This is a genomic window from Streptomyces chattanoogensis (genome assembly GCF_001294335.1).
Lineage (GTDB): Bacteria > Actinomycetota > Actinomycetes > Streptomycetales > Streptomycetaceae > Streptomyces > Streptomyces chattanoogensis.
The window spans coordinates 149,728-166,991 of the sequence record NZ_LGKG01000013.1 but is presented as its reverse complement, the minus strand read 5'-3'; the positions used below and the strand labels follow the sequence as shown (position 1 = coordinate 166,991).

Annotated in this window: 15 protein-coding genes and 2 pseudogenes; 6 read left to right on the top strand and 11 right to left on the bottom strand. The window is 73.0% G+C overall.

The window, feature by feature from the left end:
* Window positions 1-12: 12 nt before the first annotated feature.
* From ADL29_RS04940 to ADL29_RS04925, 4 genes are all read right to left on the bottom strand, one after another.
* Window positions 13-1,155, bottom strand: coding sequence for a 3-oxoacyl-ACP synthase III family protein (locus tag ADL29_RS04940; protein ID WP_053922510.1), 1,143 nt, complete (start codon window positions 1,153-1,155; stop codon window positions 13-15).
* Complete coding sequence (locus ADL29_RS04935; protein WP_053922509.1) at window positions 1,152-3,062, bottom strand: acyl-CoA dehydrogenase family protein; 1,911 nt, start codon at window positions 3,060-3,062, stop codon at window positions 1,152-1,154. Before ADL29_RS04935 ends, ADL29_RS04940 begins: the two co-directional genes overlap by 4 nt.
* On the bottom strand, window positions 3,059-4,015 hold the full coding sequence (locus ADL29_RS04930) for an ACP S-malonyltransferase (RefSeq protein WP_063788390.1): 957 nt from the start codon (window positions 4,013-4,015) through the stop codon (window positions 3,059-3,061). The genes ADL29_RS04935 and ADL29_RS04930 overlap by 4 nt, the downstream gene beginning before the upstream one ends.
* 411 nt (window positions 4,016-4,426) lie before the next feature.
* Window positions 4,427-5,707 (bottom strand): NsdA family TPR-like regulatory protein, encoded by a 1,281-nt coding sequence (locus ADL29_RS04925; RefSeq protein WP_053922508.1) that lies wholly within the window; start codon window positions 5,705-5,707, stop codon window positions 4,427-4,429.
* Between the two features lie 521 nt (window positions 5,708-6,228).
* Here ADL29_RS04925 and ADL29_RS04920 point away from each other — a divergent pair.
* Complete coding sequence (locus ADL29_RS04920) at window positions 6,229-7,605, top strand: NsdA family TPR-like regulatory protein (protein ID WP_053922507.1); 1,377 nt, start codon at window positions 6,229-6,231, stop codon at window positions 7,603-7,605.
* A gap of 306 nt (window positions 7,606-7,911) precedes the next feature.
* Window positions 7,912-9,015 (top strand): aminopeptidase P family protein, encoded by a 1,104-nt coding sequence (locus ADL29_RS04915; protein WP_046926566.1) that lies wholly within the window; start codon window positions 7,912-7,914, stop codon window positions 9,013-9,015.
* A gap of 53 nt (window positions 9,016-9,068) precedes the next feature.
* Here ADL29_RS04915 and ADL29_RS04910 read toward each other — a convergent pair whose 3' ends face one another.
* Complete coding sequence (locus ADL29_RS04910) at window positions 9,069-10,082, bottom strand: zinc-binding dehydrogenase (protein WP_053922506.1); 1,014 nt, start codon at window positions 10,080-10,082, stop codon at window positions 9,069-9,071.
* A gap of 294 nt (window positions 10,083-10,376) precedes the next feature.
* Between ADL29_RS04910 and ADL29_RS04905 the strand changes: the two genes are divergently transcribed.
* Complete coding sequence (locus ADL29_RS04905) at window positions 10,377-11,021, top strand: pentapeptide repeat-containing protein (RefSeq protein WP_053922505.1); 645 nt, start codon at window positions 10,377-10,379, stop codon at window positions 11,019-11,021.
* Between the two features lie 24 nt (window positions 11,022-11,045).
* Here ADL29_RS04905 and ADL29_RS04900 read toward each other — a convergent pair whose 3' ends face one another.
* The 3 genes and pseudogenes from ADL29_RS04900 to ADL29_RS04890 form a co-directional block, all read right to left on the bottom strand.
* Window positions 11,046-11,543: a hypothetical protein gene (locus ADL29_RS04900; protein WP_053922622.1), complete on the bottom strand. Its 498-nt coding sequence runs from the start codon at window positions 11,541-11,543 to the stop codon at window positions 11,046-11,048.
* A 29-nt stretch (window positions 11,544-11,572) separates the two neighbouring features.
* Window positions 11,573-11,965: pseudogene (locus ADL29_RS04895) on the bottom strand (LuxR C-terminal-related transcriptional regulator); the annotation flags it as partial.
* Window positions 11,947-12,995 (bottom strand): annotated as a pseudogene (locus ADL29_RS04890) (RNA-guided endonuclease InsQ/TnpB family protein). The pseudogenes ADL29_RS04895 and ADL29_RS04890, both read right to left, overlap by 19 nt.
* Before the next feature lie 310 nt (window positions 12,996-13,305).
* Here ADL29_RS04890 and ADL29_RS04885 point away from each other — a divergent pair.
* Window positions 13,306-13,899: a GlcG/HbpS family heme-binding protein gene (locus tag ADL29_RS04885; RefSeq protein ID WP_053922621.1), complete on the top strand. Its 594-nt coding sequence runs from the start codon at window positions 13,306-13,308 to the stop codon at window positions 13,897-13,899.
* Window positions 13,900-13,916: 17 nt separating this feature from the next.
* Here ADL29_RS04885 and map read toward each other — a convergent pair whose 3' ends face one another.
* The gene (gene map, locus ADL29_RS04880) at window positions 13,917-14,684 is read right to left on the bottom strand and encodes a type I methionyl aminopeptidase (RefSeq protein ID WP_053922504.1); all 768 of its coding nucleotides are present in this window, start codon (window positions 14,682-14,684) and stop codon (window positions 13,917-13,919) included.
* A gap of 160 nt (window positions 14,685-14,844) precedes the next feature.
* Here map and ADL29_RS04875 point away from each other — a divergent pair, with 160 nt between their 5' ends.
* Entirely contained in the window at window positions 14,845-15,126 is a 282-nt protein-coding gene (locus ADL29_RS04875; RefSeq protein WP_053922503.1) for a helix-turn-helix domain-containing protein, read from the top strand.
* Window positions 15,127-15,275: 149 nt separating this feature from the next.
* Here ADL29_RS04875 and ADL29_RS04870 read toward each other — a convergent pair whose 3' ends face one another.
* Window positions 15,276-15,851 carry a TerD family protein gene (locus ADL29_RS04870; RefSeq protein WP_053922502.1) on the bottom strand — a complete coding sequence of 192 codons (576 nt, stop codon included), beginning with the start codon at window positions 15,849-15,851 and terminating at the stop codon, window positions 15,276-15,278.
* 240 nt (window positions 15,852-16,091) lie between these two features.
* Between ADL29_RS04870 and arfB the strand changes: the two genes are divergently transcribed.
* Window positions 16,092-16,520: an alternative ribosome rescue aminoacyl-tRNA hydrolase ArfB gene (arfB, locus tag ADL29_RS04865; RefSeq protein WP_046926558.1), complete on the top strand. Its 429-nt coding sequence runs from the start codon at window positions 16,092-16,094 to the stop codon at window positions 16,518-16,520.
* A 44-nt stretch (window positions 16,521-16,564) separates the two neighbouring features.
* Here arfB and ADL29_RS04860 read toward each other — a convergent pair whose 3' ends face one another.
* On the bottom strand, window positions 16,565-17,083 hold the full coding sequence (locus tag ADL29_RS04860) for a flavin reductase family protein (protein WP_107094898.1): 519 nt from the start codon (window positions 17,081-17,083) through the stop codon (window positions 16,565-16,567).
* Window positions 17,084-17,264 lie beyond the last annotated feature (181 nt).

Below are 17,264 nucleotides of genomic sequence, written 5' to 3'. Positions count from 1 at the left end.
TCACGGGGTCGTTCATGAGGTGCTCCTTTGCACGGCGGGGGCGGGGTGGGAGGAAGGGAGCGGGGAGGAGAGGGGGACGGTGCGGGCCGGGCGCGTCGGGCCCAGCCGGATGACGGAGGCGCCGGTCCAGGTCAGCAGGGCGCTGCCCCAGGTCACCCCCGCTCCGAAGGCGGCGATCAGGACCCGGCTGCCGGGCGTCAGCAGCCCACGTGCCGCGGCCCCGGCCAGCGCGTACGGGGCGCTTGCCGCGCCGATGTTGCCGACCTCGCCGCCCACGATGACCAGGCGTTCGCGGGCGATGCCGATGCGGTCGCCGAGGCGGCGCAGCAGGACGGGGTTGGGCTGGTGGGTGATGAAGACGTCGATGTCGCGGAGCCGGAGCCGGTTGCGGGCCAGGCTCTCGTCGACGACCCGGGGAAAGATCTCGGTGATGAAGTCGCGTACCGCCCGGCCGTCCATGTGGATGTGGTGCCGGCGGCCCGCCAGCGTCCCCGGGCTCGCCGGTGCGCGGCTGCCGCCGGCCGGGATGAGGACGTGGTGTGCGCCGGTGCCGTCGGAGCCGAGGCGGAAGTCCGCGAATCCGCCGTCGTCCGCCACGGGGCCCAGAACGGAGGCGGCCGCCCCGTCGGCGAACAGCACGGCCGTGCCGCGGTCGGCCGGATCGATGAATTTGGAGTACGCCTCGACGCCGACCACCGCCGCATAGCGCGTGCACGGGTCGCCCGCGAGCCAGTCGCGGGCGACCCGGGCGGCGAACAGCCAGCCCGAGCAGGCGGCGCTGACGTCGAGGGCCACGGCGTTGCGGGCCCCGGTCAGGGCCTGGACCCGGCACGCCGTGGAGGGCCCCAGTTCGTCGGGCGTCGAGGTGGCGAGGATCAGGAGGTCCAGCTGGTCGATGTCGATGCCCGCCGCGGCCACGGCGGCGCGTACGGCGGCCGCGGCCAGGTCGGATGCGGCCTCGCCGGGGGCGGCCACATGCCGGGTGTGGACGCCGGTGCGCTCGGTGATCCAGTCCGCGGTCACCCCCACGTCCCCGGCGATGTCCTCGTTGGTCCGCCGGGACCGGGGGAGGTACGTCCCCATTCCCAGCACGCCGATGCGGTGTGCGGTCGGAGCGGTCGGAGCGGTCGAAGTGGTCGAGGGTGTGGGGCTCATGACAGCCTTTCGGTGGGCCGGGCGGCGGATGCGGGCGGCCGGCCGACTGAGGCGGCCAGTGCGGCCGCGTAGTCGCCCGCGCCCAGTGGGGCGGGCAGCGCACTGCCCAGCGCTCCCATGGCGTCCTCCAGCAGGGGCAGATGAGGCAGCAGCCGGTCGCACAGCTCGTCCATCACGCCCGGCAGCGCACGCACCGTGGGCACGCCGATCACCCCCGTGGCCAGCAGCCGGCCGGCGAGACGCCGGGCCTCCACCGCCCCGTAGAGCGCCGCGAGGGGAGGGAGCACCGCACCCAGCGCGGGATCGTCCACGGCGGCCACGGTCGTGGCCAGGCTCTCGGCCGCCAGGCGGCTCGCATACGCCTCGCCGAGCTCCAGAGCCGCATCCAGCAGCGGATTCCACAGGTCCAGGCCGCTTGACGGAGCAAGTCCCTTACGGAATTGCTCCGTCAGGGCCCGGTGGAGGCAGGTGGCGAGCCAGTGCTCGTGCGCCCGGGTGATCGCCGGCCACCAGTGCGGGGCGTCCACGCGGGCATCGCGGGGCACGGCGGGGCCGACGGGCCGGTGGGCGGCCTCCTCGGCGAGGGCCCGCCCCGCGTCGAGCAGGATCAGCTGGCTGTCACCGCCCGCGCTGTCGAAGGCGTGGGCGAAACCGTGATATCCGCTCAGCAGGTTGGGCTCCAGGAACCCGGCGAGTCCGCACCGGTGCTGGCACCGGGCGGCGACCCGGGCGGCGGTGCGCACCGCGAGGGCCTTGAGCACGGCGAGCGGACGGTCGACCGCCGTCCACGGAGAGAACGTCATCCCCGCACCGGCAGGCGCCGGCGGCCCCGGACGGCCGGCGTCCGCGAGCGACGTCGCCCAGAGGTCCCGCGCGGTGTGGCCGACACAGGTCAGGGCGAAGGCCTCGGCCAGCCCGCCCAGGAGCGCGTGCTGCTGCGGACGGTAGGACAGCACCGGCGCGCCCGGCGCGAGACGGCCGTGGGCCCGGCGGTGCGCCGAGTGGCGCAGCGCCCGTACCGCGCTCTGCCGGGCCATGGCGGCCATGGCCGAGGGCAGCGTCGCCCACAGCGCCTGGCCCACGCACAGCGTCCGGGACAGGCGCGCGTCCGGGTCGGCGAGGGGGTCGTGGAACCGCCCCTGCGCGTCGACGGACGCGCCGTCGCTCAGCCACTGGTCCGTCGCCAGGCGCACCCCGTGGAAGCGCACCAGCGCGTAATCGAGGGGGAGGTCCGCCACCGCGAGGCCGCCGGAGATCTCCACCCCCGGCGCCGGGCCGTGTGCGTCGCCGAGGTCCACGACGAACGAGAACACCCCCCGGTCGGCGCCGGCGACCCGTACCCGCGCGCACACCACGGCGGTCTGCCGCACCCCGCCCGCACCGACGGCGGAGAACTTCGCGGCCCCCGCGTCCGGGGTGCCGAGCACGAACTCCCGGGTGTGCGGGTCGAATGCGGCCGTCGTGCGGATGCCCAGATGACTGCTGCCGTCCCCGATCTCCGTGACCAGGAAGACGCCCTTGGCGCGGCCCGCCGCCAGCGCGTCCCAGCGCCCGCCGAGCCGTGCCGGACCGGCCGGACCGCCCGGACCGCCCGAGAGGCAGACGATCGAGCGCAGACAGAGCGCATAGTGCGAGAGGACGGCCATGTAGAACGGCGGGTCCGTGACGGCGGCGCATTCGCTCAGCGCGGCGAGCGCATGCGGGTCGCGGCACAGTTCGTCGGCCGGCGGGAGGGCCCGGGCGAGGAGACGGAGACGGTGACCGTGCCGCATGCCGGGCGCGCCCGGGGGTGACGGCGCGGCGGCGTCCTCCGCGAGGAGCGCCATCAGGCGCGGCCGGAGGCCGCCGGGGCCGGGTCCGTCGATGAGGTGGCGCAATGCGGTGGCGGGCGGCGTGTGCGGGGTCACGGGGACTGCTCCGGGGGAGGGAGGAGGGCGGGGGAGCCGGGGAGCGCGCCGGCGGGGGTTCTGCCGCCGGGCGCCCAGGAGAAGCCGGGTTCGCCGAGCGGGGCGGCGGCGCGGGCGGCCGAGGGCGGCACGGTGCGCCGGACGTTACGGGTCAGCGCCCGGCCGGTGCCCGCCTCCAGAAGCAGCGCGGGCGCCGGCGTCGTCACCTGGAACAGGACCTCGGGCAGCCGGGCGGGACGGACGAGACAGTCGGCCAGCCCCCGGTGGACGTCGTCGCCCGGCCCGTACGGTCCGCCCCGTACGGCGGAGTGGACCGGAAGCCGCGCCGCCCGCGCCGGAACGGTGCGGATGGCCGCGGCGAAGGCATCGGCCGGCCCCTTCAGGGCCGGATGGTGCGAGGAGAACGGAAGCCGCAGCCGCGTCACGGACAGACCCTGCCGCTGTGCGCACTTCTCCGCGGTCTGCAGTTCCCGCAGCGGCCCGCTGATCACCGTCTCGCCGGGATCGTTCACACAGGCCACGGCCAGCCCGGGGCAACCGGCCTCCCGCAGCAGGGCGTTGGCCCTCCCCTCGCCCGTACCCAGCAGCGTCAGGCGGCCCTCGCACCGCTGGAGGTGCTGCGCCAGCAGGCAGGCGATCCGGGCCCCGCCCGGAATGTCGAACACCCCGGCCGCGGTGAGCGCCGCGATCTCACCGAAGCTCACCCCCACCACACGGTCGGGCGCCCTGCCGATGCCGCACAGCGCACGGTGCACGGCCACCGACGAGCAGAACAGGGCCAGTTGGGCCGTGCCGACCGGACCGTGCGCCAGATCGCGGCCGCTGGGCGGCGTACCGCCCAGCAGCGCGCCGCCCAGCGGCGGGATCCCGAACTCCGCCCCGACGTCGTCGGCCCGCCCGAACACCTCGGCAACGGCCGCCCGCACGACGGGCACCGCGCGGGCGGTGCGCACCAGCGGACTGACGGAGAAATCTCCCTGCCCGGGGAAAAGGTGGGCGACGGTGCGGTACGGATTCCCCGGAAGATCCCGGAGGTACGAAGGACCTCGAGAAAGCGAAGGATCTCGGGAAAATGGACGGTCTCGGAGAGGTGAATGATCTCCGAGTGGCGTTGAGGGGCCCCGGTGCGTCGAATCGGCGTCTGCCATGGATGCGTTCCTTCCGTATGACCGGACCGTCGCGGACAAAGGGACGGCAACTCGGCGGACAGGCACGGCGCGCAGCGCGGCGGACGCGGCACAGCTTTCGCCCTCGGGGCGCCGGATTCCGCTCCGTAACCGATTCAACAGCGCTTGCCGGTGCGATGGGCGATCCGGTACCCCGCGCTTTGTTGAAAGGTGTGAAAGCCACGGGCGGGCCCCGGGTCAGTGCCGCTTTCCGCCGGCCGCCACCGGGGAGAGCCGGTTCAGCAGTGCCGCCGCCGCCGGGACATGGCGGAACGGAATGAGAAGGGTGCGGGAACGGGTCACGGCGGCAGTGGCCGCCCCCGACGTCAGATGGGGGTAGTGGTCCAGAAATGCGCGCCAGGAGGCGCAGGCCTCCTCCACATGGCCGGCGCCCACCAGCATTTCGGCCCGGCGTGCGTAGCTGAGCGCCAGTCCCCGGTGGTCCTCGGCCGGGCGGTGCGCGAGCGACCGGTTCATCGCCGCGTGCGCACCGGCGGTATCGCCCGCCTTCCCCAGGGTCTCGGCGCTCTGGTACTCCAGTGCGGCCCGCGAGTAGGTGTCGAAGGGGCCGGCCGGGGACCTCTCGGGACCGTCCGCCGCCATGGCCCGCTCGGCCCGCGCCAGCGAACCCAGCGCCTCCCGGCGCAGACCGCAGGCGGCCTGCGCCACCGCGAGCTGGGCGAGCAGAAACGTCCCGGCCGGACCGGCCTCCCCCCTGGCCGCCTCGGCCGCGGCCTCGGCGGCCCGCAAGGACGCCCGGTGGTGCCCCAGGGCGAGGCCCTGTGCACTCAGCCCCCGCAGGACCACGGCCCGCGCCACTCGGTCCCCCGATGCGTCGGCGAGGCTCAGGGCGGTGAGGAAATGGCGCTGGGCCAGCCCCTGGGCGCCGGAATCCTCGTACATCCGGGCCAGGAGAAAGGACAGCCGGGACGCTTCCACCAGCAAGGAGCGGTGCTCCGGCGCCGGCTGTGGTGCGCGCAGCCGCGGCAGGACATCGTCGGCGAGGTACGCCGCCAGGGCGGAGCGTGCGGTGCCGCCGCCGTGCGCGTTGAAGCAGGCGGAGTAGAAGCGCACGGCGGAACGCATCAGGGCGGTTTCCGTGCCGGTGCCGCCGTCGGGGGCGCCGGGCGGCCCGAGTTGGCCCTCCGGCGCGCCCCCGCACGCCTTCAGGAGCTCCCCGGGCCGGTACGGCTGCGCCCGCGCGGGCACAGCCGGGTCCGCCGCGCCCCCGAAACCCGCCACGCTCGCGGTCACCGGCCGTTCCAGACGCCGGGTCAGGGCCTCCGCGACGAGTTCGGGGACCGGCGGATGCGGCTGTGTCCCGCTGAGCCAGTGCGCCACCGAGGTCCGGTCGTAGTCGAGCTCCAGACCGACCTCGGCGGCGACGATGTTCACGGCTCTGGCGAGCGAGCCCTGCGTCCACCGAGCCTCGGCGAGCAGGCTCCTGAGCGGCTTGTTGGGGTGACGGGGCGACGGCACGATGTCTCCTGGGACGGTTCGGACGGGACGTGCTGGGGTGACGGGGCGGCAACTGTGGGGAATTCACCGGGACGCCATTCCGCCGCACGGTCGGCGAATTTGAGACAACTCTTCGATGAACTCTCCCTCCACAACGGCACCGAGGGATTCCGGGAAAAGGCGCAGGGGTCGCCCTGACGCCGTCGGCCGGCCGTAAATCTCCGCAGCTTTACCCGGCCGGGGGCCGCCGTTCGCGCGCGTACGCGAAAATGGCCGCAGATAAGTAATACCGGTGCGCGCAACGGCCTTTCTGCCGACCGGAAAGCGGCCCGGGTGTGATTCCTCCGCTGGTGCCCCCGGGACGCGTTTCACCGTCTCCTGGCCGACACCGTTCGCTCTCCGCGGTGAAGCGTTGCCAGAGGCGTTCCTTCACAGAATCATGTATCGGGTGCCGACGGAAGCCCGCTTCCGTCCCGGAGGCGTGAATGCGTTGAACGCCCGACGGGATCGACGGCCGTGAACACGGTTCCGAGGTAAGGGCCATGGCGCGCAAAAAGCCGAACGACGCGCTCCGCGCGTTGCTGACCGAAGCCGGCTGGTCCGCCGCCGACCTCGCCCGGGCCGTCAACGCACTGGGGACGGGCAGCGGCCTGCGACTGCGCTACGACCGCACCTCCGTCGCCCACTGGCTCGACGGGGCACGCCCCCGCGGCGCCGCCGCCGACCTGGTGGCCCAGGCGCTGAGCCGCCGTATCGGCCGGCCCCTGACGCAACGGGACGCGGGGCTGGACAAGCCGGAAGAGGGGGGAAATCCCGTGGAGGACATGTTGCAGGTCACCGACCCTCTCCAGCGCCTGAGTTCGCTGTGCCGCATGGACAGCGATCCCGCCCGCCGGGTCCCGCTCACCCGCGCGGTGCTGCCCGCCGCCCTGCCCGCCCCCTGGGAGAAGCGGCCCGCGTGGACCCCGCCGAGGACCGGCCACGGCAGCCCCGCCACCGAGGCGGACGTGGCCCGGCTGGGCGATATGGCCTGCTGGATCGCCCCGGCCACGGAGCGGCACGGCGGTGCCCACACGCGTTCCACGCTCGCCCACTACATCGCGGAAGAGGTGTCGCGCCTGCTCGCCGCGCCCGCCGCCCCGATGGTGCGCAAGGGTCTGCTGAGCGGCGCCGCACAACTGACGCAGCTGCTGGCCACCATGACGGCCGACGTGGGATTCTCGGGGCTTGCCCAGCACTACTACGGCATCGGGCTGGAGCTGGCCCACGCGGCCGGTGACCGTGCCACCTACGCCGTGACGCTCCGCAGCATGAGCGTCCAGGCGCACCGGCTCGGCGACCGCCACCGGGCCCTGACCCTCGCGGAAGCGGCACTGGACACCGCGGGAGCCGCCGCACCCCCCGCCACCCGGGCCTTTCTCCACGCCGGACGCGCGGTGGGATACGCGGCCGTCGGACGGAGCGGGATGGCGCACGCCGACCTCTCGGCGGCCGAGGAGGCACTGGGCCGTTCAACGGAGCCCGAGGGCCCCTTCACCAGCTACTCCTACGCCGCGCTGCAGTACCAACGCGCGGAAGTCCTCGCACTCTTGGGAGACCACAAGAAGGCCGTCGCCGCCCTGGAATCCTCCCTGCACCACCGTCCGGCCGGGCACCGCAAGGCCCGCGCCCTGATCCATGCCCAGACGGCACATGTGCTGCTGGCCGCGGAGCAGCGGGACGCCGCTCTCGTGCAGTGCCACCGCTTCCTCGACGACTACGGGCAGCTGGCCGCCGGCTCCGCACACGGAGCGCTCACCCGGATCCTCCGCGAACTCAGCCCGTATCGCAGCAATCCCGGTGTCAGGGACTTCCGGGCCCGCCTCCGGGCGGTTTCGTCACCGGCGCACGGCGCCGAAGAGCCCCCTCCCCGCCGCTGAGCCGCCCGGTCTCGCCGCGCCCTTCCCCGTCCGGCTGCTGCGCCGCCGGGCTTCCGTCCCTCTGGCCCCACGTGATCATCGCGACATCCATCGGATCCGTCATAACCCGATGTATACGTCGGGGGCCGGTACCCAATCCCAGGTCCACCTGTCTGGCCCCGCCGTCATCGCGACCCCCGCGCGGCCCTGTTCCAGGCCCCGGATCCCGGCGCTCGGGTGACGGGCGGTGAAGGGACGGGAGGCGGCCGGGACGGTAGCGGGACGTCGGGGGGACGGCGGCGTAGATTCGCCGGCATGGTGACTTCGATGACCCAGGACGACCACGAGCGACGCATGGTGCGGGCGGCGGACGCCGCCGCCCATTTCGGGCTGACGGGGCTGATTGTGACGCCCGGTCCGGACATGGTGTGGCTGTGCGGCTACCAGCCCCCTGCGGCCACCGAGCGGCTGACCGCCCTGGTGGTGGCGCCGGGGCGGCGGCCGCGGCTGCTGGTGCCCGTACTGGAACAGCCGGATGCGGAGCGGGCGGCCGGTGCGGGGGCGATGGACGTGGCGGGATGGACCGATGGTGCCGACCCGTACGAGGAGCTGTCCAAGTGGCTCGAGCCGGAAGGACGTTACGGAACGTCGGACGCGACCTGGGCGATGCATCTGCTGGGGCTCCAGCGGACGCTGCCGGGGAGCGCCTACCGGGCGCTGTCGGAGGTGCTGCCGATGCTGCGCGCGGTCAAGGATGCGCACGAGGTGGCGAGGCTGGCGGCGGCCGGGGCGGCGGCGGATGCGGCGTACGAGGACATCCTGGGGGTGCGCTTCGCCGGGCGGCGGGAGTCAGAGGTGGCCGCGGACCTCTCGCGGCTGATGATCGAGCACGGTCACAGCCAGGTGGACTTCACGGTCGTGGGGTCCGGCCCCAATGGCGCCGATCCGCACCACGAGGCCGGGCATCGGGTCATCGAGGACGGTGACATGGTCGTCCTCGACTTCGGCGGGCTCAAGGACGGCTACGGGTCGGACACCACCCGGACCGTGCACGTCGGGGAGCCGGGGGCCGAGGAGCGCAAGGTGCACGACATCGTGCGGGAGGCGCAGCAGGCGGCGTTCGAGGCGGTCCGCATCGGTGTCGCGTGCCAGGACATCGACCGGGTGGCCAGGAGGGTCATCAAGGCGGCGGGGTACGGCGAGTACTTCATCCACCGGACCGGGCACGGGATCGGGGTGACCACGCATGAGCCGCCGTATCTGGTGGAGGGCGAGCATCTCCCCCTGGTGGCGGGCATGTGCTTCTCGATCGAACCGGGCATCTATCTGCCGGGGCGCTTCGGGGTGCGGATCGAGGACATCGTGACGTGCACGGAGTCGGGCGGGCGGCGGCTGAACCAGACGGAGCGGGGGATGGCGGTGGTGCGGTAGGCGGGGCAGGGGGCGCGGGGCACGGCCCCACGCCCCTGGCGCATCGGTTCCGGTTACGGCACCAGGACCACCTTTCCCATCGTGGCGCGGGTCTCCAGGGCGCGATGGGCGGCGGCCGCCTCCGCCAAGGGGAAGCGCTGGACCGCCGGGACGAGCCGGCCCGCCGCCGCCTCGGCGAGGGCCTCGGTCTCCAGGGTGCGGACCGGGTTGTCGCCGCCCACCTTGGCGAGCATGGGCGGGCCGAGGACCGGCTCGGACGTGATGCCGCGGGCCGCGAGCTCGCCGTCCGCGAACTCCAGGGGGCCGCCGGTGACGAGGCCGCCGGCGGACCACCCGAAGACCAGGTGGCGGCCTCCGGGCGCCAGGAGGTCCACGGCGGCGCGGCCGGGGGCGCCGCCGACCGAGTCGAAGACGACGGTGGCGCCGGGGGCGCGGCGGGCGTCGAGGAAGGCCCGTACCAGGGAGGGCCAGCCGTCGTCGGTGTAGTCGACGGCGAGGTCGGCGCCCAGTTCGCGGACCCGCGCGGCCTTGGCCGGGCCGCCGGCCAGGCCGATGACCGTGGCGCCGGTGTTCCTGGCGTGCTGGACGAGGAGCGAACCGATGCCGCCGGCGGCAGCCGGGACGATCGCGATGTCGTCGGCCGTGAGGCCGGCGAAGCGCAGGATGCCCATGGTGGTGCGGCCGGTGCCGATCATGGCGACGGCCTGGCCCGCGTCGAGCCCGTCGGGTACGGGATGCAGGCGGTCGGCGGCGACCACGGCCAGCTCGGCGTAGCCGCCGGGGGCCGTGCCCAGGTGGGCGACCACGCGCCGGCCGAGCCAGGCGGGGTCGGTGCCCTCGCCCAGGGCGTCGACGGTGCCGGAGACCTCGCGTCCGGGCACGGTCGGCAGCTCGGGAAGGGGCACCGGGCCGCCTGCGAGCCCCTCCCGCAGAGCCGTGTCCAGAAGGTGAACACCGGCCGCGGCCACGGCGATACGGACCTCACCGGTGCCCGGCCGGGGGTCGTCGACGGTCTCGTGGCGGAGGTTGGCTGCGGGACCGAAGGCGTGCAGTCGTATCGCGTGCATGGCGGGCTACTCCTCGAAGGACGGCGGGCCGTGGGAACAGGGCGCGAAGCGCGGGCAGTGGGACCGCCCGGCTGCCGCCACCCTGCTACCTCAGGTTCGGTTGAGGTCAATGCCCTGCCGTCGACAGAGGGTTGTCCACAGGCCGCGGGTGTCCACGGACGGGGTTGTCCACAGGCCGGGGCGATTGTCAGTGGGGTGGTTCACGATGGTCCGCAGACGGTGCCCGGACGGTCTGCGGGCGTCATGACGAGCGGGAAAGGCGGTGATCGCGTGGCAGGGCGCGGCAAGGAGACGGTGCGGGCGGTGCGGTGGCCCGAGGTGCGGTTGCCGGAGCTGCGGCCGTACGACGGCGGGGCGCTGGAGTCCGAAGGGGACTACGACGGCCTGGAGTTCGCGGACGCCGACTGGGCGGGGCAGACGGCGCACGGTGCGCGGTTCATGGACTGCGCGGTGCGGCGGTGCGCGCTGGACGAGACGGTGCTCAGCCGGGCCCGGCTCATCGACACCGTGCTGAGCGGGGTGCGCGGGGTCGGTACGGATCTGTCGCAGGCATCACTGCGCGATGTGGAGGTGGCGGACGCCCGGCTCGGCGGGACGCAGCTGCACGGTGCGGTGCTGGAGCGGGTCGTGGTGCGCGGCGGGAAGATCGACTTCCCGAATCTGCGCCAGGCGAGGCTGCGGGACGTGGCCTTCGAGGGGTGCGTGCTGGTCGAGGCGGATTTCTCGGGCGCGGAGCTGGAGCGGGTGACCTTCGAGGACTGCACCCTGGCGCGGGCGGATTTCACCGGGGCCCGGATGAAGGACGTCGATCTGCGGGGTGCGGCCGCGCTCGACATCGCGCGGGGCATCGACCGGCTGTCGGGCGCGGTGATCAGCGCGGCCCAACTCCTCGATCTGGCCCCGGCGTTCGCCGCGCAGATAGGTGTACGGGTGGAGTGAGCGCCCCGGTCGACAGGGGTCCGGTCAGACGCGGGGGAAGCGGACCTGGAGGTCCCAGACGACAGGGTTGTCGCCGAGGCTTTCGTGCAGATCGGTGAGGTCGGCGATCAGATCGTGCAGAAAGTCCCGGGCCTCGCGGCGCAGGGCGGCGTGGTTGAAGGTGAGCGGCGGCTCGTCGGCCGGCATCCAGTCGGCGGCGATGTCCACCCACCCGAAGCGGCGCTCGAACAGCATCCGGTCGGTGGATTCGGTGAAGTCCAGCTCGGCGTGCACCGGGCGGGCCGAGCGGCTGCCGCGCGGGTCGGTATCGAGCTGCTCGACGATGTCGCACAGGGCCCAGGCGAAGTCGAGGACGGGCACCCAGCCCCAGGCGGTGGACAGCTCGCGGTCCTCCTTGGTGTCGGCGATATAGACGTCGCCGCAGAAGAGGTCGTGCCGCAGGGTGCGCACATCCACGGTCCGGTAGTCCAGCTGTGCGGGGTCCGGAAAGCGAGGGGAGAGGGAGTAGCCGAGGTCGATCACGTCATTGATGGTGTCACGCCGGCCGGGCGTCACGGCAGCAGCCGCTGCTCCTTGGCGACCGCGACCGCGCCCGCGCGGGTGTCCACGCCGAGCTTGTCGTAGATCCGGCCCAGGTGCGTTTTGACGGTGGCCTCGCTGATGAAGAGGGCGCGGGCGATCTCGCGGTTGCCCAGGCCCCGGGCGAGCTGGCCGAGGATGTCGCGTTCCCGGTCGGTGAGCGTGGGGCGGGGGCTGCGCATCCGGGCCAGTACGCGATGGGCGACCGGCGCGGAGAGGGCGCTGCGGCCCTGGGCGGCGGCGTGGATGGCGGCGAAGAGTTCCTCGGGCCGCTCGGCCTTGAGGAGATAGCCGGTGGCGCCGGCCTCGATGGCGCGGGTGATGTCGGCGTCGGTGTCGTAGGTGGTCAGGACCAGGACATGGGGGGAAGAACGCCGTGTGCATGACCGGACCCAGCCACCGGGCGTCGGGATTCGGATCCGGCGCCGGGGGCTGCGGGGCGCGATGCGGGGATTCCTGCCACGGTCGTGTGACCGTCTCGGTATGTTCCTGCTTCAACGCGCTGTGCCGGGACCTTCGCCCTGGTCTTACCTGCGCTCTGCGAGGCGTTTAGCCTGTCCGCCCGTCCGGCGGCCAGGGTGTTCTGAGCGGCGTTGTCGTCACGGTCGTGGACGGTCCCGCATTCCTTGCACGTCCATTCCCGGACGTGGAGGGGTTTGGGGCCGTCCTTGATGCCGCAGACCGAGCAGACCTGGGAGGTCGGCTCGAAGCGTCCGATCTTCCCGAAGTACCGGCCGTGCTTGACAGCCTTGTACGCCAGCATGCCGACGAACGCCGACCATCCGGCATCATGCACCGACTTGGCCAGCCGCGTGCGGGCGAGCCCGGACACCGCAAGGTCCTCCACATACACCGCTTGGTTGTCGCGGATGATCTGGGTGGATGCCTTGTGGTGCCAGCCCCGGCGGCGGTCGGCCACGCGGGCGTGCTGCCGCGCGACCTTGATACGGGCCTTGGTCCGGTTCTTCGATCCTTTCGCCTTGCGGGACAAGTCCCGCTGCAGTCGCTTGAGCTTCTTCTCGGCGCGGCGCAGGAACTTCGGGGAGCTGATGCGGGTGCCGTCGGAGAGCACGGCGAAAGTGGACAGGCCCAGGTCGATGCCCACTTCGGTGTCCAGCTCGGGGAGGATGTCCGGCTCGGTCTCCACCACGAAGCTCAGGAAGTACCGGCCACAGGCATCCTTGGTCACGGTCAGGGACGTCGGCGCGGCCGGCAGGGTCCGGGACCACTTGAGGACAAGTCCGCCGACTTCACATACGGCAGCCCCGCCGCGTGTGCTTCCCTCCGGTCACGCAAGCAGTCGTTCCACACCACACGGGCACACCCGAACGCCCGGGCCAGCGCGGTGCGCTGCGGGGCATCCGGGTAGGCCCGGTAGGAGTAGCGGAGCTGCATGACCAACACGCTATCCGCACCCACTGACAACGCCCCGAGCCAGAAAGAACGTTCACGTAACAGCGCAGGCCAGAGCAGTCCTGCGAGGCATTCATCCCCGGCGTGAACGCCGGGGCCTTCTGCAAGATCCCCGGTAACCCGGGCGGAGAGCGGCCCGTATCAACCGATCGGCTGATACCGGTATCCCCCATCATGCACGGCCACCGCAGCCGGTACGCCGACCCGTGCGGCCCCCTACGCCTCCGACGATGGCTACATGAACCAGATGAACCCGATGGATCCGAAGAACTCTACGGACTCGACGGACTCGATGACCCCGGTCTCGGTCTCGATCCCGAAGAGGCTCTCGCTCCGCGCCCGGATCGTCACCGGTGCCGCCGCCGTCGCCCTGGTGGGCGCGGGCACCTTCGGCGCCGTGTCCGCGACCGCCGCCCCGGCCCCGAGCGCCGCCAAGCCCGCGGCCGCGCCCGCCGCCGCCCCGGCCACCGACACCAAGAACCTCACCCACACCACCCACCTCACCCTCGCCGCAGCCACCAAGGCCGCACAGGCCGCTCTGGACGCGGCGGCAAAGGCGGGCCAGAAGGTCTCGGTCGCCGTCGTGGACCGCAACGGCACCACGCTGGTCCAGCTGCGCGGCGACGGGGCCGGCCCGCAGTCGTACGAGTCGGCCGCGAAGAAGGCCTTCACCGCCGTCTCCTGGAACGCCCCCACCTCCGAGCTGGTCAAGCGCCTCGACCAGGCACCCACCCTCAAGGACATCCCCGGCACGCTCTTCCTGGCGGGCGGCGCCCCGGTGCGGTCGCAGGACGCGCCGATCGCGGGAATCGGTGTGGCGGGCGCGCCGAGCGGCGCCGCCGACGAACAGTTCGCACAGGCCGGCGCGCAGGCACTCGGCGAGTAGCCGCACCGCGCACACCGCTACGGCAGCGTCAGCACCCGCGGACCGTCCTCCGTGATGGCGACGGTGTGCTCGAAGTGGGCAGCGCGGCCGCCGTCCGCGGTACGCAGCGTCCAGCCGTCGTCCGCGACGTAGTACGCGTTGCGGCCGCCGGCGAGCAGCATCGGCTCGATGGCGAGCACCAGACCGTGGCGGAGGACGAGACCGCGGCCGGGGCGGCCGTCGTTGGGGACGGACGGGTCCTCGTGCATGCGGCGGCCGATGCCGTGCCCGCCGAAGTCCTCGGGGATGCCGTACCCGGCCGCCCGTCCGACACTGCCGATGGCGTGCGAGATGTCCCCGATCCGGGCGCCGACCACGGCCGCGGCAATGCCCGCCTCGAGCGCCTGCCGGGTGGTCTCCATCAGCCGTATGTCCTCGGGGCGGGGCGTGCCGACGGTGAAGCTGACGGCCGCGTCGCCCGCCCAGCCGTCCACCACCGCGCCGCAGTCGATGCTGACCAGGTCGCCGTCGCACAGCCGGTAGGAGTCCGGTACGCCGTGCACGATCGCGTCGTTGACGGAGGCGCAGATGACGGCGGGGAAGGGGGTGGCGGCGAAGGAGGGCCGGTAGCCGAGGAACGGCGAGGTGGCCCCCGTCTCGCGCAGGACCGTACGGGCGACCTCGTCCAGATCCATCAGCCGGACGCCCGGCGCGGCCGCCGCGCGCGCCGCCGCCAGCGCGTCGGCGACCACCCGCCCGGCCACCCGCATGGCCTCCAGCGAGGCATCCGTCTTGATCTCCACCATGAGCACGACCTTCCAGCGGCGACGGGCCCGCCCTGGGGCCCGCCGGCGCGTACGGCCACGCGGCGACAGCAGCCACGCGGCAACAGCAACAGCAACGGCAACACAAGCCCTACCGGTAAACAAATACCGGTATTTCTTTACCGGTATTAGTATCACGGGCATGGTGCGAACTCCACTGACCCCCTGGGAACGCGAACGCGGCGAGCGGCTGGGCGCGCTGCTGCGGGCGGCGCGCGGCGAACGGAGCATGGTCGACGTGGCGGCGGGGGCGGGGCTGTCCGCCGAAACGCTGCGGAAGATCGAGACCGGCCGGGCGCCGACCCCGGCGTTCTTCACGGTTGCCGCGCTGGCCGGGACGCTCGGGCTGTCGCTGGACGAGGTGGCGGCGCTGGCCACCCCGCCCGAAGCGGAGCCCGAAGCCGTGGCGGACGCCGCCGCCTGAGGCGGGCGGCGCAGCGGCGGGGCGGCCGAGCCCCGCAAGACGCGCCGGAACGCGTCGCAGAAAGCACCGAGGGCCGGCCCCCAAAGGGAACCGGCCCTCGGCCGAGCGCGGCCGGCCACGGCCACGCGCGGTCACGTCAGAGGGTCACCTCAGACGTTGACGCCGAAGTCCTGCGCGATGCCCGCCAGACCCGAGGCGTAACCCTGGCCCACCGCGCGGAACTTCCACTCCGTGCCGTTGCGGTAGAGCTCGCCGAAGACCATGGCGGTCTCGGTCGCCGCGTCCTCGCTGAGGTCGTAGCGGGCGATCTCGGCGCCGCCGGCCTGGTTGACGATGCGGATGTAGGCGTTGCGCACCTGGCCGAAGTTCTGGCTGCGGCTCTCGGCGTCGTAGATGGAGACCGGGAAGACGATCTTGTCGATGTCGGCGGGCAGGCCCGCCAGGTTGACATTGATCTGCTCGTCGTCGCCCTCGCCCTGGCCGGTGACGTTGTCACCGGTGTGGACGATGGTCTGGTCCGGCGTCGCCTTGTTGTTGAAGAAGACGAAGTGCTGGTCCGAGAAGACCTTGCCGTTGCCGTTGACCGCGATCGCGCTCGCGTCCAGGTCGAAGTCCGTGCCGGTGGTGGTGCGGACGTCCCAGCCGAGGCCGACCGTGACGGCGGTCAGGCCCGGCGCCTCCTTGGTGAGGGAGACGTTGCCGCCCTTGGACAGGCTTACAGCCATGGGAAGTCCCTTTCCTTGTCAATGCGTCAATTCGTCGCGTCGTCGAGTGGCGGAGCACGAGGTGCCGAAGCATCCGGCTTCGCACTGCGGACGACGCTACCGTCACCCACCACAACGCCGTCAGGGGACCGGGAGGTTCCAGCTGGCTTTACTTACTTTGCCGAATCCTGATGCGGACCCCTGGTCACGGAGTCGAAAAGCGGGTGACGGGCTCCCGGAATACGCGGGATCATAGGACGCATGTCCGGGCCCTATGTCATCCGCGGTTCGGTCGCCCTCCCGGAGGCCGAGCTCGTCTGGCGTTTCTCGCGGTCCTCCGGTCCGGGCGGCCAGCACGTCAACACCAGCGACAGCCAAGTGGAGCTGCGCTTCGACCTCGTCAAGACGCAGGCGCTGCCCGAGGTGTGGAAGGCGCGCGCCCTGGAGCGGCTGGCCGGCCGTCTGGTCGACGGCGTGCTGTCCGTACGGGCCTCCGAACACCGTTCCCAGTGGCGCAACCGCGAGACCGCGGCCGTCCGGCTGGCGGCCCTGCTCGCCGAGGCCACGGCCCCGCCGCCCAAGCCGCGCCGCAAGTCGCGCATCCCACGCGGCATCAACGAGCGTCGGCTGCGCGAGAAGAAGCAGCGCGGCGAGACCAAGCGCGGCCGCTCGGGCCGCGATTGGGGCTAGAGCCGCGACGGCTGGAGGCGGCTTCGCGCGGTCGGCGGCGCGGATCACCCCAGGTGGCGGTATTTGCCCCGGAAGTACGTGAGCGGCCCGGCGTCGGTGCTCAGGGTCGACGCGGTCAGTACGCGGCCGATGACGAGCGTGTGATCGCCGGCCGGCACCCGCTGCTCGGTCCGGCACTCCAGCGTGGCGAGTGCCCCGCCGATGAGCGGCGCGCCGGCCGCTTCGCCCTGTACGTGCGGAATATCCGCAAAGAGCAGTCGGTCGCTGATGCGGCCCTTCATCGCGAATCGCCCGGCGATGTGCCGCTGGCTCTCCGCGAGCACCGAGACGGCCCACAGCGGCTGGTGCGCGAGCAGGTCATCCATGCGCGAGTCGTTGCGAACGCTCACCATCACCAGCGGCGGTTCGAGGGAGACGGACAGGAACGCGGTGGCGGTCATGCCGACGTCCTCGCCGCGCGGACCGTCCTCCGGGTCGTGGGCCGTGATCAGCACCACGCCTGCGGCGAGGCGGGACAGGGCGGCGCGGAATTCGTCATCACTCACCCCAACAGAATGCGGGATCGGCGCGCCGCCCGGCGCGGGCGCGAGGGAAACGACGGGTACGGCTTGGGCGGCGGGCCCGGAGGCCGCCGCATCGGCAGAGGGAGTCGTCGCATCGGCAGGGGTTTTCGTGAACACGCCATGAACGCTAACGTCGCCCGGCCCTGCCGCGCATCGGGCGCCGGGACCACCTGCGCCCTAG

Excerpts from the sequence above, each read along its gene's own strand:
- ADL29_RS04940 (WP_053922510.1), bottom strand. The coding sequence starts at position 1,155 with ATGAGCCCCACACCCTCGACCACTTCGACCGCTCCGACCGCTCCGACC.
- ADL29_RS04920 (WP_053922507.1), top strand. The coding sequence starts at position 6,229 with ATGGCGCGCAAAAAGCCGAACGACGCGCTCCGCGCGTTGCTGACCGAA.
- ADL29_RS04915 (WP_046926566.1), top strand. The coding sequence starts at position 7,912 with ATGACCCAGGACGACCACGAGCGACGCATGGTGCGGGCGGCGGACGCC.
- ADL29_RS04910 (WP_053922506.1), bottom strand. The coding sequence starts at position 10,082 with ATGCACGCGATACGACTGCACGCCTTCGGTCCCGCAGCCAACCTCCGC.
- ADL29_RS04885 (WP_053922621.1), top strand. The coding sequence starts at position 13,306 with ATGACCCCGGTCTCGGTCTCGATCCCGAAGAGGCTCTCGCTCCGCGCC.
- map (WP_053922504.1), bottom strand. The coding sequence starts at position 14,684 with ATGGTGGAGATCAAGACGGATGCCTCGCTGGAGGCCATGCGGGTGGCC.
- ADL29_RS04875 (WP_053922503.1), top strand. The coding sequence starts at position 14,845 with ATGGTGCGAACTCCACTGACCCCCTGGGAACGCGAACGCGGCGAGCGG.
- ADL29_RS04870 (WP_053922502.1), bottom strand. The coding sequence starts at position 15,851 with ATGGCTGTAAGCCTGTCCAAGGGCGGCAACGTCTCCCTCACCAAGGAG.
- arfB (WP_046926558.1), top strand. The coding sequence starts at position 16,092 with ATGTCCGGGCCCTATGTCATCCGCGGTTCGGTCGCCCTCCCGGAGGCC.